Origin of the sequence: Denitraticella aggregata (assembly GCF_048158365.1) — a bacterium.
Lineage (GTDB): Bacteria > Pseudomonadota > Gammaproteobacteria > Burkholderiales > Rhodocyclaceae > Azoarcus_F.
In genome coordinates, this window is sequence record NZ_JBLLNL010000005.1 from 110,040 (window position 1) to 131,992 (window position 21,953).

General features: G+C 64.4%; 22 protein-coding genes. 9 read left to right on the top strand and 13 right to left on the bottom strand.

Annotation, left to right across the window (positions count from 1 at the left end):
* Window positions 1–9 precede the first annotated feature (9 nt).
* From ACKVEX_RS08250 to ACKVEX_RS08265, 4 genes are all read left to right on the top strand, one after another.
* Window positions 10–306 carry a cation:proton antiporter subunit C gene (locus ACKVEX_RS08250; protein WP_473215234.1) on the top strand — a complete coding sequence of 99 codons (297 nt, stop codon included), beginning with the start codon at window positions 10–12 and terminating at the stop codon, window positions 304–306.
* Window positions 303–1,769, top strand: a complete 1,467-nt coding sequence (locus tag ACKVEX_RS08255; RefSeq protein ID WP_473215235.1) for a complex I subunit 5 family protein — start codon at window positions 303–305, stop codon at window positions 1,767–1,769. The genes ACKVEX_RS08250 and ACKVEX_RS08255 overlap by 4 nt, the downstream gene beginning before the upstream one ends.
* On the top strand, window positions 1,766–3,265 hold the full coding sequence (locus tag ACKVEX_RS08260; protein ID WP_473215236.1) for a complex I subunit 5 family protein: 1,500 nt from the start codon (window positions 1,766–1,768) through the stop codon (window positions 3,263–3,265). The genes ACKVEX_RS08255 and ACKVEX_RS08260 overlap by 4 nt, the downstream gene beginning before the upstream one ends.
* Before the next feature lie 236 nt (window positions 3,266–3,501).
* On the top strand, window positions 3,502–5,247 hold the full coding sequence (locus ACKVEX_RS08265; RefSeq protein ID WP_473215237.1) for a complex I subunit 5 family protein: 1,746 nt from the start codon (window positions 3,502–3,504) through the stop codon (window positions 5,245–5,247).
* Here the strand turns inward: ACKVEX_RS08265 and ACKVEX_RS08270 are convergent.
* On the bottom strand, window positions 5,234–5,380 hold the full coding sequence (locus tag ACKVEX_RS08270; protein WP_473215238.1) for a DUF2256 domain-containing protein: 147 nt from the start codon (window positions 5,378–5,380) through the stop codon (window positions 5,234–5,236). The two genes, ACKVEX_RS08265 and ACKVEX_RS08270, sit on opposite strands and share 14 nt — an antisense overlap.
* A gap of 135 nt (window positions 5,381–5,515) precedes the next feature.
* Complete coding sequence (locus ACKVEX_RS08275) at window positions 5,516–5,980, bottom strand: DUF3429 domain-containing protein (protein WP_473215239.1); 465 nt, start codon at window positions 5,978–5,980, stop codon at window positions 5,516–5,518.
* 268 nt (window positions 5,981–6,248) lie between these two features.
* On the opposite strand from ACKVEX_RS08275, the gene ACKVEX_RS08280 reads away from it, so the two are divergent.
* Window positions 6,249–6,398 (top strand): entericidin A/B family lipoprotein, encoded by a 150-nt coding sequence (locus tag ACKVEX_RS08280; protein ID WP_473215240.1) that lies wholly within the window; start codon window positions 6,249–6,251, stop codon window positions 6,396–6,398.
* Window positions 6,399–6,477: 79 nt separating this feature from the next.
* Here ACKVEX_RS08280 and ACKVEX_RS08285 read toward each other — a convergent pair whose 3' ends face one another.
* From ACKVEX_RS08285 to ACKVEX_RS08305, 5 genes are all read right to left on the bottom strand, one after another.
* The gene (locus ACKVEX_RS08285) at window positions 6,478–7,362 is read right to left on the bottom strand and encodes a DMT family transporter (RefSeq protein WP_473215241.1); all 885 of its coding nucleotides are present in this window, start codon (window positions 7,360–7,362) and stop codon (window positions 6,478–6,480) included.
* Between the two features lie 24 nt (window positions 7,363–7,386).
* Window positions 7,387–7,779, bottom strand: coding sequence for a hypothetical protein (locus ACKVEX_RS08290; RefSeq protein WP_473215242.1), 393 nt, complete (start codon window positions 7,777–7,779; stop codon window positions 7,387–7,389).
* A 256-nt stretch (window positions 7,780–8,035) separates the two neighbouring features.
* Window positions 8,036–9,148 (bottom strand): alpha/beta hydrolase, encoded by a 1,113-nt coding sequence (locus ACKVEX_RS08295; protein ID WP_473215243.1) that lies wholly within the window; start codon window positions 9,146–9,148, stop codon window positions 8,036–8,038.
* Window positions 9,149–9,227: 79 nt separating this feature from the next.
* Window positions 9,228–10,784, bottom strand: coding sequence for a GTPase family protein (locus ACKVEX_RS08300; protein ID WP_473215244.1), 1,557 nt, complete (start codon window positions 10,782–10,784; stop codon window positions 9,228–9,230).
* Window positions 10,781–12,010, bottom strand: coding sequence for a YcjF family protein (locus ACKVEX_RS08305; protein ID WP_473215245.1), 1,230 nt, complete (start codon window positions 12,008–12,010; stop codon window positions 10,781–10,783). The genes ACKVEX_RS08300 and ACKVEX_RS08305 overlap by 4 nt, the downstream gene beginning before the upstream one ends.
* A 303-nt stretch (window positions 12,011–12,313) precedes the next feature.
* On the opposite strand from ACKVEX_RS08305, the gene ACKVEX_RS08310 reads away from it, so the two are divergent.
* Window positions 12,314–12,712, top strand: coding sequence for a hypothetical protein (locus ACKVEX_RS08310; protein WP_473215246.1), 399 nt, complete (start codon window positions 12,314–12,316; stop codon window positions 12,710–12,712).
* 60 nt (window positions 12,713–12,772) lie between these two features.
* On the opposite strand, the gene ACKVEX_RS08315 is transcribed toward ACKVEX_RS08310, so the two are convergent.
* The 4 genes from ACKVEX_RS08315 to ACKVEX_RS08330 all read right to left on the bottom strand — a co-directional run bounded on the left by ACKVEX_RS08315 (window position 12,773) and on the right by ACKVEX_RS08330 (window position 16,258).
* Window positions 12,773–13,279: a hypothetical protein gene (locus ACKVEX_RS08315; RefSeq protein ID WP_473215247.1), complete on the bottom strand. Its 507-nt coding sequence runs from the start codon at window positions 13,277–13,279 to the stop codon at window positions 12,773–12,775.
* A 193-nt stretch (window positions 13,280–13,472) separates the two neighbouring features.
* Window positions 13,473–14,030 carry an elongation factor P gene (efp, locus tag ACKVEX_RS08320; RefSeq protein ID WP_473215248.1) on the bottom strand — a complete coding sequence of 186 codons (558 nt, stop codon included), beginning with the start codon at window positions 14,028–14,030 and terminating at the stop codon, window positions 13,473–13,475.
* Window positions 14,031–14,094: 64 nt separating this feature from the next.
* Complete coding sequence (earP, locus tag ACKVEX_RS08325; protein WP_473215249.1) at window positions 14,095–15,255, bottom strand: elongation factor P maturation arginine rhamnosyltransferase EarP; 1,161 nt, start codon at window positions 15,253–15,255, stop codon at window positions 14,095–14,097.
* A 298-nt stretch (window positions 15,256–15,553) separates the two neighbouring features.
* Window positions 15,554–16,258, bottom strand: coding sequence for a 16S rRNA pseudouridine(516) synthase (locus ACKVEX_RS08330; RefSeq protein ID WP_473215250.1), 705 nt, complete (start codon window positions 16,256–16,258; stop codon window positions 15,554–15,556).
* Window positions 16,259–16,623: 365 nt separating this feature from the next.
* On the opposite strand from ACKVEX_RS08330, the gene ACKVEX_RS08335 reads away from it, so the two are divergent.
* The gene (locus tag ACKVEX_RS08335) at window positions 16,624–17,094 is read left to right on the top strand and encodes an SRPBCC family protein (protein ID WP_473215251.1); all 471 of its coding nucleotides are present in this window, start codon (window positions 16,624–16,626) and stop codon (window positions 17,092–17,094) included.
* An 82-nt stretch (window positions 17,095–17,176) separates the two neighbouring features.
* Window positions 17,177–18,103, top strand: coding sequence for a recombination-associated protein RdgC (locus ACKVEX_RS08340; RefSeq protein ID WP_473215252.1), 927 nt, complete (start codon window positions 17,177–17,179; stop codon window positions 18,101–18,103).
* Window positions 18,104–18,423: 320 nt separating this feature from the next.
* On the opposite strand, the gene ACKVEX_RS08345 is transcribed toward ACKVEX_RS08340, so the two are convergent.
* Both ACKVEX_RS08345 and ACKVEX_RS08350 read right to left on the bottom strand, forming a co-directional pair.
* Window positions 18,424–19,647 (bottom strand): CaiB/BaiF CoA transferase family protein, encoded by a 1,224-nt coding sequence (locus tag ACKVEX_RS08345; RefSeq protein ID WP_473215253.1) that lies wholly within the window; start codon window positions 19,645–19,647, stop codon window positions 18,424–18,426.
* Window positions 19,648–19,649: 2 nt separating this feature from the next.
* On the bottom strand, window positions 19,650–20,837 hold the full coding sequence (locus ACKVEX_RS08350) for an acyl-CoA dehydrogenase (protein WP_473215254.1): 1,188 nt from the start codon (window positions 20,835–20,837) through the stop codon (window positions 19,650–19,652).
* 182 nt (window positions 20,838–21,019) lie between these two features.
* Here ACKVEX_RS08350 and ACKVEX_RS08355 point away from each other — a divergent pair, with 182 nt between their 5' ends.
* On the top strand, window positions 21,020–21,919 hold the full coding sequence (locus ACKVEX_RS08355) for a LysR family transcriptional regulator (protein ID WP_473215255.1): 900 nt from the start codon (window positions 21,020–21,022) through the stop codon (window positions 21,917–21,919).
* The last annotated feature ends 34 nt before the right edge of the window (window positions 21,920–21,953 follow it).

Sequence of the window (21,953 nt, forward strand, 5' to 3'; positions counted from 1 at the left end):
GAGGACGTCATGAGCAGCGCAGGGTTTTACGCGTGGATCGGCGTCGTGCTGTGCGGCCTGGGGCTGTTCGGTTTCATCGCGCACCGCCATCTGCTGCGGCGGCTGCTCGCATTCAATATTATGGGCAGCGGCAGTTTCCTGATCCTGGTCGGGCTCGCGCAGCACGGACGCGGACCGGATCCGGTGCCGCAGGCCCTGGTGCTGACCGGCATCGTGATCGCTGTCGCCTCGACCGCGCTCGCGCTGGTGATCCTGCGTCGCTGGTATCGCATCAGCGGCGAAAGCACGCTGCCGGAGGACGTGTGACCGCCGGATGGGCGCTTCCCTGGCTGTTCGTGGTGCCGCTGATCGGCGCGCTGTTCAGCCTGCTGACGGTGGAGCCGTGGCGTGCACGGCTCAGCCTGGCCCTGTTGCCAGCCCTGTGGTGGGCCACCGTGGCGCTGATCGTCGCACTGGTCGAACACGGCGTGATCGCCTATGCACCGGGCGGCTGGGACGCGCCTCTGGGAATCGCGCTGCGCGCCGACGGACTGGCGGTCGGCATGGTGGTGCTGACCACGGTGGTCTTCAGCCTGTGTGCGATCTACTCGTTCGGACAGGCGCAACGTGCCGACGGCCATGAGCAGCTGTGGCCACTGGCCTGGTTTCTGCTGACGGCGCTGAACGGCATCTGGTTGTCGGCGGACATCTTCAACCTGTATGTCGGGCTGGAACTGCTCGGTTTGGCCGCCGTCGGGCTGGTCGCGCTGAAGGGCAGTGCCGAAGCGCTGCCCGCTGCGATGCGCTACCTGCTCGCGGCGCTACTCGGTTCGCTCGCCTATCTGCTCGGCGTCGCACTCCTGTACGCCGCCACCGGCAGCCTCGCAATCGCCGATCTCGCTGCGCTCGGCGCGGACAATGTCTCGACGCGGATCGCACTGGCGCTGATGGCGCTGGGGCTGATGCTGAAGACCGCGCTGTTCCCGCTTCACACCTGGCTGCCACCGGCTCACGGCGGTGCGCTGCCGCCGGTGAGCGCCTTGCTGTCGGCGCTGGTGGTGAAGGCTTCGTTCTACATCCTGCTCCGGCTGTGGCTTGCGCTCGACGCCGAAACCGGCATGGTCGCCGCCGCGCAACTGCTCGGTCTGCTCGGCGCAGCCGCGGTGTTCTGGGGCGGCTGGATGGCGTGGCGCCAGACCCGACTCAAGTATCTGGTCGCATACTCCACGGTCGCGCAGATCGGCTACCTGTTCCTGTTCTTTCCACTGGTGACCGGCACCGCGCGCGAGGCCGCGCATCTCGCGTGGGACGGCACGCTGCTGATGCTGATCGCGCACGCGCTGGCCAAGGCCGGCATGTTTCTCGCGGCCGGCAATCTGGTGTTCGCGATGGGCAGCTCGCAGATCGCCGATCTGAACGGTATCGGACGCTTCCGGCCGCTGTCGCTGCTGAGCTTCGGCGTGGCCGGCGTGAGCCTGATGGGCCTGCCGCCCAGCGGTGGTTTCACCGCCAAATGGCTGCTGTTGCAGAGCGCACTCGCCAGCGGTCAGGGCGCATGGGTCGCGGTGCTGATGCTGGGCGGCCTGTTGAGCGCGGTCTATGTGTTCAAGGTGCTACGCCATGCCTTCGTCGAGGGTCCGACCCGCGACACCTTCCGCTCGGCGCCGCTGGCGATGGAACTGAGCGCGCTGCTGCTCGCATTCGCGAGCCTGCTGATCGGTCTCGGCGCGCATGAGCTACTGATCTGGCTGCGGCTCGGCAGTCCGTTCGAAGCGGGTGGTTCGGCATGATCGACTGGAAAGCGTGGCTTCCACTGCTCGTGGTCGGGACGTCGCTGGTGGCCGCGATCGGCATCTTTCTGCTGCAGGAGCACCGGCACAGCTTGCGCACCACCTTCAACCTCGGCGCGGCGCTGCTGAAGCTCGCGCTGGTGGTGTGGATGGCAGTCGGCGTGCTCGACCAGGTCCGCCACGAAACCCGTTTCCAGCTGGTCGAGGGCGTGAGCTTCATCCTGCGCGCCGATGCGCTCGGCATCATGTTCGCTGGCCTGTCGTCGGTGCTGTGGCTGTTCACGACGATCTACGCGATCGGCTATCTCGAGAACGCCCCCAACCGCAGCCGCTTCTTCGGCTTCTTCAGCCTGTGCGTCGCAAGCACGGTCGGCATCGCACTGGCCGGCAACCTGTTCACGTTCTTCCTGTTCTATGAGCTGCTGACCTTGTCCACCTATCCTTTGGTGGTGCATCGCGGCACCGAGAAGGCCTTGCGCGCCGGACGGGTCTATCTCGCCTACACGCTCGGCGGCGGGGCGGTGCTGCTGCTCGGCGTGGCCAGCCTGCACGCGCTGGCCGGCGACGTGGAGTTCGCCGCCGGTGCCGGCCTGCGCGCGCTCGATCCAGCGCTGCACCCCCTGCTGGCGGTGATCTTCGTGTTGCTGATCATGGGCTTGGGTGTGAAGGCGGCGCTATTGCCGCTGCACGGCTGGTTGCCGACCGCGATGGTTGCGCCGGCACCGGTCAGCGCGCTGCTGCATGCGGTGGCGGTGGTCAAGGCCGGCGCATTCGGTATCGTACGGGTCGTCTATGACGTGTTCGGTATCGAATTCGCGTGGCGACTGGGTCTGCTCGAACCACTGGTGTGGCTCGCTTGCGCGACCATCCTGTACGGGTCGATCCGCGCACTGGCGCAGAGCGACCTGAAGCGGCGGCTGGCCTTCTCCACGGTCAGCCAGGTTTCGTACATCGTGCTCGGGGTCGCGCTGTTCGGACCGATCGGCACGGTGGGCGGGCTGGTGCACCTGCTGCATCAGGGTCTGATGAAGATCACGCTGTTCTTCTGTGCGGGCAACTACGCGGAGACGCTGGGCGTGCATCGCATCGACGAACTCGACGGTGCCGGACGCCGCATGCCGGCGACCAGCGTCGCGTTCACGATCGGGGCCTTCGGCATGATCGGCCTGCCGCCGCTGGCCGGTTTCGTGACCAAATGGTATCTGGGCATCGGTGCGATCGACGCAGGCATGACATGGGTGGTCGCGGTGCTGATCGTGAGCAGCCTGCTGAACGCAGCCTACTTTCTGCCCATCCTGCAGCGGATCTGGTTCCGGCCGCAGCGCGCAGCATGGCCGGACGAGCATTTCCGGGACTGCCGCGACACCCACCCGTGGCTGCTGCTGCCGACGCTGGCGACCGCGTCATTCAGCGTCGCCGCGGGCCTCTTCGCCGGCATGCCGTTCTCGCCGCTGTACTGGGCCGAGGTCGTCGTATTGCGGGAGTACCTGCCTTGAACCCAGAAACCGCAGTTGACCGCTCATTTGTTGCCTGAATAATTGATGAATACTGACGTTCTTTTCTTCGAAAAGGCTCACCAGATGGATGAACGCGCTACGCACCCGATTGCACGCCTGACGCGCCGCCTGGCTGCGTTGCTCCTCGTTGCAGGGCGTGACCATGCGGCCTCGTCGCGCCTTGCCAGACGACGCGCCAGACGCACACTCGGGCACGTCCAACTGCGGTTTCTAGGTTGAACGCCGCGATCGACGGCTTCGGTCTGGTCCTCGCGCCGACACTGCCGCTGGTGATGCTGATCGCGTGGTGCGTGCCGGGTTTTCGCGGCCGGATCGCGTGCTGGCTTCCCTATGCCGCGGTGCCTGCGCTGCTGCTCGCGCTGGGCGGCGAGAGCGGCGCAGTGGCGCGGCTGGACGGGTTCCTGTTCGGCGCGGTGCTGGCGCTGGACGAATTGAACAGGGTGTTTCTCGCCTTCACCGCGCTGCTGTGGCTGGGCGCCGGCTGGCATGCCCGCGGCCATCTCGCCGGCGATCCTGATGCCGACGGCTTCCGGCTGTTGTGGTTCGCGACCATGTCCGGCAACTTCGGCCTGATCCTGGCGCAGGACGTCGCGAGCTTCTACGCAGCGTTCGCGCTGATGACCTTCGCCGCCTACGGGCTGGTGATCCACAGTCGCTCGGCCGACGCGATCCGTGCCGGCCGGATCTACCTGATCATGGCTATCCTCGGCGAGGCCCTGATCCTCAGCGGGCTGCTGTTCGCCGCCGCCGGTGTCGCTGCACCGCTGACGGTACTGATGTCGGAATTGCCCGGCGCGATCGCGGTATCGTCCCGACGCGACCTGATCATTGCCTGCCTGTTCGCCGGCTTCGGCATCAAGGCCGGGCTGCCGCTGCTGCACCTGTGGCTGCCGCTGGCGCATCCGGTCGCGCCGGTGCCGGCCAGCGCGGTGCTGTCCGGCGCGATGATCAAGGCCGGCCTGCTCGGCTGGCTCACGACGCTGCCGCTGGGCCTGGTCAGCCTGCCCGGCTGGAGTCTCGCGGTGATGCTGACCGGCTTCATCGCCGCCTTCGGCGCCGCACTGATCGGCGTGAACCAGCGAACACCTAAGGCCGTGCTGGCCTACTCCAGCGTCAGCCAGATGGGACTGATGACGGTCGGGGTCGGCGCAGCCCTGCAGGCACCCGAGGCCTGGCCGGTACTGGCGTCCGCGATCGCGCTATACGCGCTGCACCATGGCCTGGCCAAGGGCGCGCTATTCCTCGGCGTCGGCATCGCCGCGCGGGCCGGCGGCCGCTTGTCGAATCCGCGATCACGCTGGCTGTGGCTCGCACTGGCGCTGCCGGGACTGTCGCTGGCCGGCCCGATGGTCAGCGGCATGGCGGCCAAGACCAGCCTGAAGGCCGCGTTCGAGGCCGGGCTACAGCTGCCGGCGTGGTGGACTCAGCTGCCACTGATGATGGGCGTGGCCGCAATCGGCACGACCGGATTGATCGCTCGCCATCTGTGGCTGTTGCGCGACATCGCGCAGGGCGAACCCGCCAGCCGCTCCGAATGGCTGGGATGGGGCTTCACGCTGGCCGCAAGCAGCCTCGGCCTGATCCTGCTGCCGTGGCTGCCGGTCCCGACGCCGTGGCCGGACGCGCTGCGCGCGCTGCCGGACCTGATCTGGCCGGTGCTGGCCGGGGGACTCCTCGCGGTACTCGCCCACCGTCACCTGAAGACCTGGCCGATCCCGGCCGGCGACGCGCTGATCCCGATCGAAGGCCTGATCCGCCGGTTCCGGATCGGCTGGCGCAAGACTGCACGGGGCATGGGCCGGTGCCTTCAGACCATGCGGACCGGGCTGTCCGGGTGGATCCGGATGCCGGACCTCACCCGTGAATACGGCTCGCCGCTGGAGCGCGCCGGGCGACGCGAGACCGGCCTGGCGTTCGCGGTGTTGCTTGTGCTGATGCTGATCGCGCTCATGTTCGGATGAGCCGGCGCGCCCGGCGACAACGATCCGAACAGTAACGGACTTCGTCCCAGACCTTCGCCCATTTGCGCCGCCACGCGAACGGTCGGCCGCACACGGCGCAGGTCTTGTCCGGCAGGTTCGGCTTGCGATGCATCAGGCATACGCCGGCCTGGAACCGAGCAGCACCCGATACAGACCGGCCTCGCGCAACCTATCGACGCTCATGTGCAGCTCAGGATCGCTCCAGGTCACCTGGGCCGGATTCACGGGCAGTAATCGGCCGGTCGTGTCAGATCGCGGTCAGTCCGCCGACCAGGATGCACAGGCTGGCTACCGTGGTGAGCCCGAAACGCAAGGGCAGATACCAGGCAGGCAGTTCTGCGCGGCGCGCAATCACCCGGTCCTGCAGGTAGTGCATCCAGAAACCCAGGATCAGCAGCACGACCGCCGCAAGCGGTTGCATCGACATCGCCACCAGTGCGGTCCATCCGATCAGCGCCGGCATCACGCTCCACGCGAATCGGCCGCTGCGCTCGGCATCCGACAGACCGCCCGCGGTCATTGCAAACGCCCAGTGCAATGCACCGACGAAGCTCAGGATGATCGCGCCATAGGCCATCAAGGCCTGAGTCCATTGGGCCGACCGGCCCGGGTCAGCCAATGCCGCCACAGCAAGTGTGGCGAAAGGAATCAGACCGCCGATGCCGAGCCAGCGGGCGGAATGTGGAATCTGGTGCTGGAAAAGGACGTTCATGATCTCCTCGGGATTCAGGGCGAACAGCTGGGGTCGGCCATTGTATGAATTTGCTGCTTGTTGTCCTAGACAAATTGCAGCCGCAAAGTTCCATTCTTCGGATCGTGCGCTCGGCCCTCGCCGCCAGGCGTCTGTTCCTCCTTCAAAAGCGACGTCTTGCTGTCGCGACAGCCATGCTATGGTTATAAGCGTGGACCACGACTGTGAGCGTCGATGGCCCGCACAGGGCAGTGAATGAGGTTCCAATCACAACAGGAGGAGCAGTCAAATGATCAGGAAGGTTGTTTCTGCGCTACTCGCGCTTGGCATGCTGGTCTCGGTGTCCGCCTGCAACACGTTCGCGGGTGCGGGCAAGGACATACAACGCGGTGGCGAGGCCATCGAGGGCGCCGCCAAGGACACGCAAAAGAACATGTAACTGACCGCGAGCGGGCCGATCGAGGGGTTGGCCCGCCCGGCGGAGCGCCGCCGTCGATTGACGCTGCGCGCGGGTGTGGTCAGCGGCCCCCCCGCTGCTGATAGATCACGCCCGCGATGATCATCGCCAGACCGATCCAGGTCGCCGGCACGATGGCTTCGCCGAGAAAGGTGCTGATGAAGAACAGCGACAGGAACGGCGACAGGAAGATCAGATTGCTGACCCGCGCGACCTGCTCGGCACGCCGCATCGCGGCCAGCCACAGCATGAAGGTCACCCCCATCTCGAACAGGCCGACATAGAGCGCACCGGCCAGGCCCGTCAGCGCCGGCCAGTGGATGTCGCCCTGCCATCCCATCACCGCCCACACCATCGGCGTGCCGAACGCGAAGCACAGGAACAGCGATACCGCGGCTGGCGCGATCGCGCGCGTGTTCAGAATCCAGTACAGGGCCCACAGCACCGTGCTGCCCAGCGCAAGCGCGACGCCGAGGCCGCTGTCGAACCGGAACGCCAGCAGATCGCCCCGGGTCGCGATCACAAGCGCCCCCGCATAGCCGATCGACAGCGCGAGCAGATCCCGCCCGCCGAGGCGCTGCTTCAGCAGTGGCACCGCGAGCAGCGACAGCGTCAGCGCCCACGTATAGTTCAGGGCCTGGGCCTGCTGGGCCGGCAGCAAGTCGTAGGCGCGGAACAGCACCAGGTAGTACAGGCAGGGATTCAACGCGCCCATCGCGACGTAGTACAGCGGGCGATCGCGAAGCACCGACGCCACCACGGTCCACTGCCGCTGCCCGGTCACGCACACCGCCAGCACCACGGTCGACACCAGCCCGGCCCACCCGAGCAGCTGCGTCGGAGTCATGACCTGCAGGGACAGCTTGAACGCGGTCGCGACCGTGGACCACAGCAAGACCGCCGCCATCCCGAACAGCATCGCGTGGCGTTGATTGGTTTCGTGCATCGGGATGGAACTCGGGCCCGTGCGCTAAGGATGCCGCCAATAGGCGCAGGACTGGAAGCGAGGTTCCAGCCGCTTGGTCATGATGACCAGACCGGTGAGGATGTCGTCGTCGCCCAGGCAGGTCTTGGGCCCATGCGCCTTCTTCAGCGCTTCCGACAGGCGCACATCATCGAATTTCGCGCGGATCAAACCCTTGCGCAACAGGCTCTTCTCGAACACCGCATTGCCCAGGTCGAAATAATCGGCCAGCCGAAACCCGGTTCCGGCGCCGTGTCGCTCGCGCAGGATGTCCTCGAGCCGCTGAAGGATGGCCACCGACAGGATGCCGCGAAGGCCGCCACGGTCGAGCGCCAGAATGCGTTTGGGGTGCCCGTCGTTGCCGAAATGCTCGTCGCGTGACTGAACTCTATAGGTCATTCGTCCTCCTCCTGCACTGATGCGCACAATGCGTTCGATGAAACCGACGTCCGATCGGCCCCTGCATTTACCCAACTCGGCTCGTGACGATCGCTCAAGTCCTACAGCCTCCTGGCGGTAACTGAACCGCCGTGCGCCCGCGTCGCTGTACTACACCGCGAGCGATCAGACGCTGTCGATCACGCTGTTGATGTGTGCCCGGCAAGGCGCGATGGCGGAGCAAGCTCCGGACGCAGTGCGGCCCGCGTCCGCGTCCCTATTCGAACAGATACATGTTGCGCCCGATGTCGAAGCGCAGCCGCTTCTCGGCGAAGTCGCCCTTGATCGCGTCCTCGAAGAACCTCCTGACCTGCCTGTTGCGTAACGGGCGGTCCTCGAAATACGCATGTGACGTCGTCACATGGGGCTGGTCGGTGAAATCCACGTAGACCGCCTGACGTGAATCCAGTCGATACGGGTAGTGCCCGAGGCGTGCCTTCTGCTGCTCGCCGAGCTTCATGCGTGATGCGGACAGCGCGCTGTCGCGCTCGTTGATCGTGATGTAGATCCTTCCACGGCATTGAATCCGGTCCACCCATTCGACATGGTTCTCGTTGTTGGTGTCGGCCGCGACCATCAGCACGTTGTCGAACACCAGATGCTCCCCGTGATAGACCGACGACTTCAGCAGGTGCTTGAACACGTAGTTGCCCATGCTGTGCAACATCATGTTGATCGTGAACGGGCACCACTTGTGCGCCTGCGCGCTGAAGAAACGATCCCACTTCTCCGCGTCGTCCGGAAATCGCCTGTTCGCCTCGGCTTCGACCTGGCGAACGTGCTCCTCATGAATGCCCTTGAGGATCTCGGCGAGACGGCCGAGACAGCGATCCAGCGCGCCGGTGGAGGCGAGCGCGTCCCGCTTGTCGCTCTTGTAACTGACCACGCCGCGTGCGCCGCCACCGTGCGCCGGCCACGTGAACGGAATGACCTCGACGCCGTAGTTCGCTTGCAGGCGTTCGGCACGGTCGAGCACCGACTCGACGTCATTGTTGTAGCCGTGAACGAAGAACAACAGGTTCCTGCCCTTGCCGGATCCACCTGCGGACTTCGGACTGACCCGCTCGAGCACCTTGCGTGCGACATAACTGCTCGCGTAGGTCGGCAGCGTATCGCCGGTTTCCCGGTCGATGCGTGGCTGCAGCCCGACCTCCGCCATCATGTCGGGGGTGAGCTGGTCCGGGAGGATGCGGACCCGCCACCGTTTCCCGGTTCGGGTCGCCTCGGCGAAACGCAATTCGTTCGGGCCACGGGGATTCGGATGAGACTTGAACGCCTTGGCCACTTCGCTCTGCGTTTCATCCACGTCGCGATTGGTCACGATGAACATGACCGCCCCTCCATCTCATTGACATGTCTTGAACTGCCCGATCAATTCACTATGGAAGGGCGGGCCCCCGATACAAACATCACCGCTCGTCGCCATCGCGCCATTTTCTCGGCAGGTCACGCAGCAAGCGGCCGGTTGCGCGCAATTGCCGCCCCACCAGTTGCCAGTTTTCCTCGCGCCGGCGCGCCTCCATGCAGCGCAAAAGGCGCGTGTGCAGGGCCGCGTCCTGTTGCGACAGGATCGCTGACCATAGCGCGTCGTCAACATTGTAGATTCGAGCTTCGGCGGTACATACAGGTACGATCGAATCGAGCGGAACGTCCAGATCGGCGGCGAGTGCCTCGACCGCCGCACGCATCTGGACCGCCTTGGGTCGCTTCGGATCGGCGAGATCGTAGGGCGGCTGCCACTCGGCGGCGGGCCGCAACTGGTCGATGTGCGTCGCGGCCGCGAGGATCGGTGGCGGACGGCGATGCGGGTGTGCGGCCAGTACCGCCCGGACCCGGTCCAGGTTTCTGCGTTCGACGTCGCGGTCGGGTCGATTGACCGCGCTGACCCACAGGATCAGATCGGCATCGCGCACGGCATCGTCGATCTTCGCAGGCTCGAAGCGCTCGGTATCACAGCCCGGGGTGTCGAATACGAGCGCCCGGGTCAGGCCTTCGCGTTCGAGCGCGAAGGGCTTGATCGAAGACGTGGTGTCCGGCAGCGCGTCGGTCGCGCTGACCAGACGACCGAACAGCGCGTTGATCAGGCTGGACTTGCCGGCGTTCGCGCGTCCGAGCACCAGAATACGCAAGGGTTCGCTTTCGTCACGCGTCGCAGCCGCCGCGGCGGTGTCGCGGTCGGAGCGCGACCGGCCGGTCGGGGCTTCCGACACGGACGGCTCGCTCAACGGCAGCCGGCCGCTGTACAGATCGATCGCGTAATAACCGACCTTGCGTACGAAGGCACGCAGCAGCCAGCGGTGGATCTCGCCCTGGGCCAGACCGAAGCTGCGGTCGCGCAGATGGCGCCAGGCCTCGCCGATCAGCGCATCGAGCGGATTGACCACCATCCGTCCGGCACGATACACATCGAAGGCCGTTTCGGCGGTTGCCTTCCAGCGTTGAATCCTGAACAGATCACCGATCGTCAGCCGATGGCTGAACGGAATGTTGTCGGTGACGTCGGAGCGCAGGTCGCGGCTCGCCCGTTCGATGATCAGCAACGCGTGCGGCACCGTGAGCTCGAGCAAGGGCCGCTCGACCTCGGGGTGATAAGTCCGGGCAACCGTATCGAGCGTACGCCGTCCCAACTCCAGCACACGACTGCCATGGTCGAGCGGCCAGTCCTGCGGTTCGCATGCGAGCGCGAGCGCATCGACCCGTTGCCACGCCGCATCCGCGCTCGGCGGCCAGTCCGGGTTCGGGTCGGTGATCGCGTCGGCCAGCAAGCGGCGGTCGCGCCGCACCAGCCACTGCTGCAGCACGTAACCGAGTGCGCCACAGACGGCAAAGCCGATCAGCCACAATACGACCTTGTCCGCGCGCCACAACCAGTAGATTCCGAGGCCGAACACGATGACCCCGGGCAGCACCAGCAGCACAAGCGCCAGCAGGCGCAGCGGATCGATCTGTCGAAGCAGGGACTTCATCCGTCGCGCCCCCGCAGGCGATTCTTCAACATGTCGCGGCCGGCCTCGAAAGCGTCCGCGTAGACTTTGCGCAGCGGACCGGTCTCGACATTCAGGCCATCGCGTCGACGCACGAAGAAATAGACCGCCGCCTTGCCCAGCGCGTAGGTGCTGGCGCCGCTGGAACTCGCGCCCCACACCGCGCCTATGGTCTGACCCCAGAACGGGATCAGCTTTGCGACGCTGCGCCCGACCATGCGTGCTAAATAGGCGCTCGCAAAACCCGTTCCGATCAGGCCGAGAAACTCGGTCACCGTGTGCCGGTCGAGTCGCTGACCGTAGATCACCGCCAGCGCGTGCATCAGCTTGGCCTGCACACCGGTGACCGCCACCAGATCGACGACCGGCAGTGCGCCCAGCCCTGCTGCGGTGATCGCATGACCGACGATCTGCTGATGCGCACTGCGCGCATAGAGGTCGCGCACCGACGGGTCAGCGCCCAGTTGCTGGCGCAACCCGAACGCGGAAAGCGCCTCGATCGCCTGCCACAGCGCCTCGATGCCGTAGTCGCTGGGCGCGTAGCCATCCTCCGGCAGCGTCAGGTCGATCGCAACCGACTGCACCGGCGCGGTGCCGGGCAGATCGGCCACGCTTTCCCGCTGGGCCAGCAACGCGCGGCGGAGATCCGCCGGCACCGTGTCCGGCAACGGGCTGCGGTCGAACGGCCACGGCACGATGTGCGCCCTACCGGGCGGATACAATTCGTGAAGTCCGGTCAGCGCGACCAGCACCGGCCAGTCCGGATGGCGCCGCCTCAGCGCGTGCAGCACATCGAGCAGCGCTTTCTGCTCCAGATCGGCCACCTTCATCACCGCCAGCACCAGATGCGCGCGGGATTCGCAATAGCGAATGTCGTCATCCGGATCGTAGGCGCGCTCGCCGAGCCCACGCGTGTCCAGAAATCGCACGACGGGCGCATCGGCCGGATGATCGTAGATCAACGCACTACGGGTGCAGGGCTGGAAGCCATTGCCTATCTCGGCGGCGGGGCTGCCGGTCAGCGCACGGATGATCGAGGTCTTGCCGGCCTGAGTCTTGCCGAGCAGCCACAGCACCGGCACCGGTGCCCGCGCACGCGCTTCCCGCAGGGACGCAGCCAGCGCGGCCTCGTCCACCGACGGGGTCAGCAGCGCGTCGCGCAATCGCCTCCAGTACTCGGTCCAGCGTTTGGAATCAATCGATGTCATCGGTTCGATGCGGCCATCATGGGCGGACGCGCATGTCACACACCCACGCCATGCCCGTCACGATATCGTCCGGAACCTGGGTGAGCGTCTGCGGGTCCGGCGAGACCCCAGCTTACAAGCCGGCCGGCGCCGAGTCGAGCCGCCCGGGTGAATCGGTCCTGCATGCGACGCATGATTGGCGCACTGCCTTGACCAGGGGCCGGCACGTTACTTGCGTTGGATGTCGGGCGCAAAAGTCCATGTGGATGTGCGAAACATCCTGATCTTCCAATAATCGAATAAGGATCAGGAACTTGATGATCCATGCCGACCGGCACGACGCCGCGATGGCATGGTCATGACGATGGCAGCGCGCCATACTGGTGCGGGGGTTTCCCGAAACGGTGCGCAAAGCGAGGCATTGACGCCGTCGTCGAACAGGAGGTGACCGCCATGCTAAGCCTGACCGACTGTCTGGATTTCATTGATCTGGACCGTACCACGATAGAAGTGATCGCCGAACACCAGCACATTCCGCCGGTCGTCGCAGCCGAACTCGGCGACAAGCTGCTGGCCAGTGCGAAAGGTATTTATCGCATCCATGAAATGCATCGTGACCTGATCGCGAAAGCGGCGCAGACCGGTCCTCTCGAACGCGAGAAGGAATTACGCAGGGTCTACACCGGTTTCACGCGCAAGTATCCGATGCCGAAGCATCTGTGACCGGGCGATGTTCCGACCCCGAAGGATGTGCGCAGGCAATTCCGCCAAGCGCCGTCGGACTCATTCGGCCGGATCGGTGCTCGCGCCGCTCGCTGCAAGTTCGTCCGATTCTTGCTCGTCCTTGGAACGGGTCGAACTGTCACGCACGGACTGAACCGCGCCCAGCCCCACTTCCTTGATCTTGTTGGCCGCACCCAGCGTCGCATCCAGAATCTTGCGGGCTGCCTCTTCCGCGGCTTCCTTGGCATCGCGCACGCCGCCATCGTTGCCGCTGTTGCCATCGACCGAAACCGGCTCGGATCCGGCCGTCGAATCCTCGATCTTCCCCGACGTCTGCTCTACGTTCGCGTCGGCAAGCTGCGCACCCGCGCTCGTGCTCGCAGTGGTCGAATCATGACTGGAGTCCTTCGTGACAGGGGGGAGGCGGACACCGTTGTCGATGCTCGACGCCGTCCGTTCATCAGTTTGCACACCGGACTGCCCCGCAAGCTCGGACGACTTGTCCATCGTGCATGCGCCAAGGGCCAGGCTGATTGAAGCGGCCAGAATGACCGCACCCCGTCTCATCGTTTTCTCTCCTGAAGGAACAGCGAATTACATGTTTTCAAACTATTCCTACGACAGGAAAAATCAAGCTAAATTCGCCGAAATCCAACACCTTGTTGCACAAATAAAACACGGAGTGTGAAAAAAGCCCGCACAAGGCGGGCTTTGCACTGACCGGACAGGCTTCCAGCCCAATTGGGCCTGACGTCACTTGTCACTTGACGCGATTCTTGTACTCGTCGGTGCGGGTATCGATCTCGATCTTGTCGCCGATCTCGACGAAGGCCGGCACCATCAGCTCGAAGCCGGTAGCAATCCGGGCCGGCTTAAGCACCTTGCCCGACGTGTCGCCCTTGACCGCCGGTTCGGTATAGGTCACTTCCCGCACCACCGAGTTCGGCAGTTCCACCGAAATGGCCTTGCCGTTGTAGAAAACGACTTCGCAGGCGAGTCCGTCTTCCAGATACTTCAGCGCATCGGTCATGTTCTCGTCTTCGACTTCGTACTGCTCGTAGTCGGCATCCATGAACACGTACATCGGATCGGCGAAGTAGGAGTAGGTCACCTCCTTGCGATCGAGCTGCACTACCTCGAACTTGTCGTCAGCCTTGTAGACCGATTCCGACGGCGCGCCGGTGAGCAGATTCTTGAGTTTCATCTTCACGACCGCGGCATTGCGGCCAGACTTGTTGTACTCGGTTTTCTGCACTACGAGCGGGTCGGCGCCGACCATAATGACGTTACCGGAGCGGAGTTCCTGAGCGGTTTTCATGCTGTTTCCTGAAGATGGGTCGTCAGGGGCGCTCGCCACCTGGCATACGACTTTGAAAAACCCGCTACTCTACAGCACCCCTGTCGATTTTGACCAGCTCTGCTGCAAGATCCGGACGCGCGCCCAGGTGCTGCGCCCATCGCTCGCCGTGTCGCCGCAAGGCTGGCAAGGCGGCAGCGAATCCTGGCCAGGTGTCCGGAATGGACCCAAAGCCATTCCAGGCGTGCCAGAAAGTTCGCAATGCGGCAGCCGCCACCGGGTCGAGGCCGTCGCAGAAACAGCGCAGAAACGCGTCCAGCTTGACGCGGTGCGCATCGGCATCCTGGCGGTAGATGTGCCATGCGAACGGCACACCCGCCCACTGCGCGCGCACGAAGGAATCCTCGCCGCGCACGAAATTCAGATCGCAACTCCACAGCAGACGATCGTAATCGACCTGGCTCAGGAACGGGATGAGCCGTAGCTGCAATCGACCCCGCTGCAAAAGCGCAGCCTCCTCGCCGCAGGAACCGTCGAACCAGGCCTGGACGTCCGCCACGATTCGGCCTTCGGGCACCAAGAGCAGCACCGGTCGCTCGCCGCGCGCCCACGATTCGAGCAGTGAGTCCAGTTCCGGTTGCGCATAAGCGAACAGCGAGACCACCAGCGTGTCGCGGGGCGGTGTATCGCATCCCAGGGCCCGCAGGAACAGGTCACGCGCGCTCGGATCCGAGCGGAATCGGTCGCGCGTGCCGAGCAGATCGGGCTCACGCAACAGTCCGCCCGTGCCCGCTACGAAACCGGGAAAGAAGAAGACCTTGTCCAGACCCAGACGGGGATGAGGAGAGTGCCGCAGGTGGCATTCGCCGACCCAGGGCTCGGCACTCAGGTACTCGAGATTGACCCACAGCGGCTGCGGCTCACGCCGCGCCATTGCTTCGACATAGGACGATGGCGGATCACAGGCGAAGGCCTCGATGACGACATCCGCGGGATCGACCTCCGGGAACGGCACCTGCCAGCGCAGAACCTCGACACCGTCGAACAGACTGCACGATGCCGATCGTGGCGCACCCGGGCACAACCGGTAGAACACATCCAGTTCATCCACCCACAGTCGGACCGAACGACCATGATGCGCCGCGAGGGTGCGCGCCAGCCGCCAGCACACGCCGATATCCCCCATGTTATCCACAAGCCTGCAGAAGATGTCCCAGCGTGACCCGAAGCGGCCTTCAACACCCATCGTTCAACCTGTACAGATCCGGTATCGGCTGTGAAAGCATTGTGGAAAAAGGGCTCCACAGCCGACGGTGAAAGATTCAGCCACAATTGTCACAGCGTCTCCAAGGGCATTCGACACTACTTTAGTACAGCATCGGATCGGGCATCTTTGCTGAATGTGCCCGGCTTATCCACAGAAAAGCACGATGCGCAAACATCCGTGTCAACTGGATCAAAAAGAGGGAACGGCAAACATCATGAGAATCGGCACAACCGATAGACGAAAACAGCGTCGCGTCATGGCCCGGCATGGCGCCGGTTCAGAACTCGGCGAGTCGAGCAAGCTCGGCGTCGTCGAGCCAGCGCCATGCACCCGGCTCCAGATCCGGTGGCAACGCAAGACCTCCGACCTTCGAACGATGCAGCGCCTCGACCCGGTTTCCGACGGCCGCAATCATGCGCTTGACCTGATGATATTTGCCTTCGGTGACGGTGAGTCGCAACGTGTCCTCTCCGGTCCTTTCGCACGCCGCGGCCAGAATCGGCGCGGGCTCGTCATGCAACTGCACACCGGTCATCAGGCTCGCGATCATTTCATCGCTCACAGCGTGCTTCAAGGTGACCTCGTAGACCTTCGGGATGCGCTTCTTGCCCGAACTCCAGTAGTGGATGAACTGCCCGTCGTCGGACAGCAGCAACAGCCCGGTGGTGTCATGATCCAGCCTGCCGACGCACTGGACGTCGCGTCGCACGAGTTCGATCGGAAACAGCGAAAACACCGACGCATGGTGCTGAGGCTTGTGCGAGCACTCGTGGTCGGTCGGCTTGTTCAGCACCAGGTAGGCCTTTTCGAGAAAACGCCACGACTGCCCGTCGACTTCGAACACCAGGCCGGCCACGTCGATCTCGGCGAACGGGTCCTCGATGATCTCGCCGGCGACACCGAACAGACCGGCACGGATGATGGCACGGCACTCCTTGCGGCTACCGAAGCCCTGGGACTGCAGGATGCGTTCTGTTTTCATGCGCGGATCTTACCGCGGGGCGAGTTCAGCGCGCGCGTTTTCGACAATGCGGTGGGTAAGGTACACGTTTCGACTGTAGTGATTGTGGACAAGCGGGCAACAAGGCTGCCCACGCAAAACGAATCACATTCCCTGCACACCTGTCAGACCTGTTTATGAACGGCTTTGTACATGCGTCAAGCAACTGAAATAAATGATGAAAATATGCTTGTCCACAGATTCTGGCCGTACATAATGATCTTTGTTATTTAAATATAAGAACAACAGATCAACACCAACGCCATGCCAGCGGAGCTGTTCGAACGGGATTTTCCCGCAGGCGGAAAGCGGGTTAAACTGCGCCCGCAGAGTCAGGAGTGGCGTCGTTGAAGTTTGAGCATTTGGTGATCATCAATGAGCCGGACAACCCGCTGGTCAGCGATCTCAGTCGGGAGGAGCTCTGGTTCGGGCTGCTGTGCCGGGCCGAGAATCCGCGTCCGTTTCTGCCGGGTCTGGATTCGTGCATGATTCTGGAGCGACAGGGAAATCTTCTTCTTCGGGAACTGCAGTTCGGAAATCTCGTGATTCGCGATCGCGTGACACTGGAGCCGATGGTCTCGGTCACGTTCGAGACCGAACGCACCGAGGAACATGCGGGCGGACGCTTGAGGATCAGCATCGAGGAACCGGGGCCGGAGGAGCTGGTATTGCGGTTCCTGTATCGGACCACGCTGGCCGAGCGACATCACGATCCGGACCAGCCCTATGCCGAGTTCGTCAAGTCGGCCTACCACGAGTCCGATATCGATACGGTCAGGGTGATCCGGATGATCGCCGAATCCGGGCGGATCCAGTAGCCGGGTCATCCGTTTCAAACCCGTTTCAACCTTTCCGGGAAGCCTGCCCCGGCTTCCGGTCTTTTCTTTTGGAATCAATCGAATGTGGTTCAAGAACGTTCAGGTTTATCGTTTGCCGGCACAGTGGGACATGAGTGCCGACCGGCTCGAGGATCAGCTCGCGCGCCGGCGCTTCCAGCCCTGCGGCAGCCAGGATCAGGAGAGCCGCGGCTGGGTGTCTCCGACCAACGACGACTTCCTGGTTCATCGGGTCGGCGGGCACTGGCTGATCGCGCTCGGCTTCGAGCAGCGTCTGCTGCCGTCGTCGGTGGTCAAGCAGGAAGCCGAGGAACGGGCCGAGGACATTGCGGCGCAGCAGGGCTACAAGCCCGGCCGCAAGCAGATGAAGGAGTTGCGCGAGCAGATCATGCAGGAGTTCCTGCCGCGTGCGTTCACGCGGCGCAGGAGGGTCCATGCATGGATAGACCCGGTCGGTGGATGGCTGGGCATCGACGCGCCCAGCCAGACGCGTGCGGAGGACGTTCTGGAGGCATTGCGACAGGCCATGGACAGCCTGCCCCTGTCGCTGTTGCGCACCGAGCGTTCGCCGACGTCGGCGATGGCGGACTGGCTCGCCAGCGGCGAGGCGCCGGCCGGGTTCACGATCGACCAGGACTGCGAGCTGCGTTCGGTCAGCGAGGACAAGGCGGCAGTGCGTTATGTGCGGCACACGCTGGAAGGCGACGAGGTTCGCGGCCATCTCGAGTCGGGCAAGCTGCCGACCCGTCTGGCGCTGACCTTCGACGACCGGCTGAGCTTCGTGCTGACCGACAAGCTCGAGATCAAGCGTCTGGACTTTCTCGATGTGGTCAAGGACAAGGTCGAGGAATCGGGTGCCGAGGATGCGCGCGCGATCTTCGACGCCGGCTTCATGCTGATGGCGGCGGAACTCGCGAACATGCTGCCGGCGCTGATCGATGCGCTCGGGGGCGAAATGAAGGTTGCGGAACCGCTGGCTCAGGCGGCCTGAGCTACAGCGTGTGATGCTCAGTGCGCAGGTCGGCGTCAGGGGTTGCCTGTTCGGCTCCGATGCCACTCGCGCTGCCGCTGTAAGGCTTGCTTCGCTGCGATCCCTGAACTCGCGCTTCGCGCTCAGACAGCAGGGATCGCGGCCGCTACGCTCGCCAACAGCGGCATGCGCTCGGGCAAAGTCGCCGAACAGGCAACCCCTGACGCCTGGTCACTACGCTGTGCCTTCCTCCTGGGAAAACCTTGCTTCACCGATTTTCTTGGAACGCCTCACCGCGCTGGCGATATTTTTGATGCTCAGCGTGCGTTTTTTTGATGTGATCAGACGATGCCGTCCTGCCTGAGCCGCGCGATCTTGCTCTTGTCGAGCTTCAGCAGCGATGCGAGCACCTCATCGGTGTGTTCGCCGAGCAGCGGCGGCGGGCTGCGGTATTCGACCGGTGTCTCGGACAACCGGAACGGGCTGGCGACCTGCGGGATGGTGCCGATGGCCGGATGGTGCATGTCCACCTTCAGGCCACGGTGCCTGACCTGTTCGTCGTCGAACACGTCGGCGATGGTGTTGATCGGGCCGCAGGGCACGCCGACCTTTTCCAGCGTTGCGATCCAGTCGGCGGTGCTGCGCTGGATGGTCAGCTTGTTCAGCAGCGGGATCAGCGTGTCGCGGTTTCCGACCCTTGCCTTGTTGGTCGCATAGCGCGGGTCGGTGGCGAGTTCGGGGCGTCCGGCGGCCTCGCAGAAGCGGGCGAACTGAGCGTCGTTGCCGACCGTGACGATCATGTAGCCGTCATCGGTCGGAAAGTCCTGGTAGGGCACGATGTTCGGATGGGCGTTACCGAGCCGCTGCGGCGAGCGGCCCGAGGTCAGGTAGTTCATGGCCTGGTTCGCCAGGCACGCGATCTGCACGTCGAGCAGCGCGAGATCGATGTACTGCCCCTGGCCACTGCGTTCCCGCCAGGCCAGTGCAGCCTGGACCGCATTGGCTGCATACAGGCCGGTGAGAATGTCGGTCAGCGCGACGCCGACCTTCATCGGACCGCTACCGGCTTCCGAATCCGGCCGGCCGGTGATGCTCATCAGTCCGCCCAGACCCTGGATCAGGAAGTCGTATCCGGCGCGCGCGGCGTAGGGCCCGTCCTGACCGAAGCCGGTGATCGAGCAATACACCAGGCGTGGATTGACCGCCTGCAGCGACGCGTAGTCCAGGCCGTAACGGACCAGACCATCCTTCTTGAAATTTTCCAGCACGACGTCGCATTCCCTCGCGAGCCCGCGCAGCAGACGCTGCCCTTCTGGCCGCGTCATGTCCACCGTGATCGAGCGTTTGTTGCGGTTCGCACACAGGAAGTAGGACGCGACTTCGGTGTCCTCGCCGTCGGCATCCTTCAGGTAGGGCGGACCCCAGCTGCGGGTGTCGTCTCCGACGCCGGGCCGTTCGACCTTGATCACGTCGGCGCCCAGGTCGGCCAGGATCTGGCCGGCCCACGGTCCGGCCAGGATGCGCGACAGGTCGAGGACCCGGATGTGCGAGAGCGCGCCGGCCATGGTCAGTTCGCGAAGGCCGGGATGTCGGTGATCGCGCGGCCGAGGATCAGCGCATGGATGTCGTGGGTGCCTTCGTAGGTATTGACGACCTCGAGATTGACCAGATGACGGGCGACGCAGTATTCGTCCGAGATGCCGTTTCCGCCGAGCATGTCACGCGCGACCCGTGCGATGTCGAGCGCCTTGCCGCAGGAGTTGCGCTTCATGATCGACGTGACCTCCACCGGCGCGTTGCCGGCGTCCTTCATGCGGCCCAGTTGCAGGCAGCCCTGCAGGCCGAGCGTGATCTCGGTCAGCATGTCGGCGAGCTTCTTCTGGATCAGCTGGTTGGCGGCGAGCGGGCGGCCGAACTGCTTGCGATCCAGCACATACTGGCGTGCGGTGTGGTAGCAGTCCTCGGCGGCACCCAGCGCACCCCATGCGATGCCGTAGCGGGCCGAGTTCAGGCAGGTGAAGGGACCCTTCAGGCCGGTGACCTCCGGGAACATGTTTTCGGCCGGCACGAACACCTCGTCCATCACGATCTCGCCGGTGATCGACGCGCGCAGGCCGACCTTGCCGTGGATCGCCGGCGCGGACAGACCCTTCCAGCCCTTCTCGAGGATGAAACCGCGGATCTTGCCGTCGTCGGTCTTGGCCCACACGACGAACACGTCCGCGATCGGACTGTTGCTGATCCACATCTTGGCGCCGGACAGGCTGTAGCCGCCATCGACGCTGCGGGCGCGGGTAACCATGCCGCCCGGGTCGGAACCATGGTTGGGTTCGGTCAGGCCGAAGCAGCCGACCCATTCACCGGTCGCGAGTTTCGGCAGGTACTTGAGCTTCTGCGCGTCGGTGCCGAACTCGTTGATCGGCACCATCACCAGCGACGACTGCACGCTCATCATCGAGCGGTAGCCGGAATCGACCCGCTCGATCTCGCGCGCGATCAGGCCATAGGACACGTAATTGAGGCCGGCCCCGCCGTATTCCTCGGGGATGGTCGGGCCGAGCAGCCCGAGTTCGCCCATCTCGTTGAAGATCGCCCGATCGGTCTGCTCATGGCGGAATGCCTGCTGCACCCGCGGCAGGAGTTTCTCCTGGCAGTAGTCGCGCGCGGTGTCACGCACCATGCGCTCGGTTTCGGTGAGCTGGCTGTCGAGATGGAGCGGATCGGCCCAGTTGAATGTCACGCGGTTCGTTGCCATGAGGTCTCCTCGATGTGCTGGATTCTGTTCGGGTGTGCAGCTGACTGTACTGTAGACAAACAACAGGGCTGGAAACAAACGATACTTTGGAAGTATCTTGTGCGAAGAACGCACTTCGAAATTCTGACGATCCGTTCCGCACGGGCTCCCGGTGAGTCGATCGGAACGGAGCCGGAGCGTGCATGCGCAGAAAGATCCCCAATACCGCGGCGCTGGTCGCGTTCGAACGTGCCGCCCGGCATGAGAGCTTCACGCGGGCAGCGGAGGAACTCGCGCTGACCCAGAGTGCGGTATGCCGCCAGATCGCCGGACTGGAGGACTTTCTGGGGTTGCGCCTGTTCAAGCGCACCCGGCGCGGGGTCAAGCTCACCGAAGCCGGACTGAGCTACAGCCGCCAGATCGCCTCACGGCTCGATGCGGTCGAACGCGACACCTTGTCGCTGATGGCCCATCACGGACAGGGGGTGACGCTGGAGCTGGCGGTCGTGCCGACCTTCGCGACCCGCTGGCTGATGCCGCGCCTGGGCGGCTTTCATGCGATCTACCCGGATGTGACCGTGAATATGACCACGCAGACCCGGCCCTTTCTGTTCGGCGACACCGAGTTCGATGCGGCGCTGTATTTCGGCGATGCGGGCTGGCCGGGCACCGACGCGCATTTCCTGATGCACGAGGACGCGGTACCGGTGTGCAGTCCGCAACGCCTGGCGGGACGGACCGGCCTGATCCCCGAGGAGATCGCCGAACTGCCGCTGCTGCAGCAGACCACCCGGCCCTATGCGTGGCGAACCTGGTTCGAATCGCTCGGAATGCGGGTTGCGCACGACATGACCGGCACCCGGCTCGAGCTGTTCTCAATGCTGGCGCAGGCCGCGATGCAGGACATGGGCGTCGCGCTGATTCCACCCTTCCTGATACGCGACGAACTCGACCGCGGGCGGCTCGCGATCGCGATGCCGCATGCCAGCCCGAGCGATAAGGCCTATTACCTGATCATCCCCGAACGCAAGGCCGAAACCGACGCGATGACAGGGTTTCGTGACTGGCTGTGCGCCGAGGCGAGTCGCTATCGCAGCGCTTGACTCCGGAACGCCCGTCGACACGACTCGCCGCACC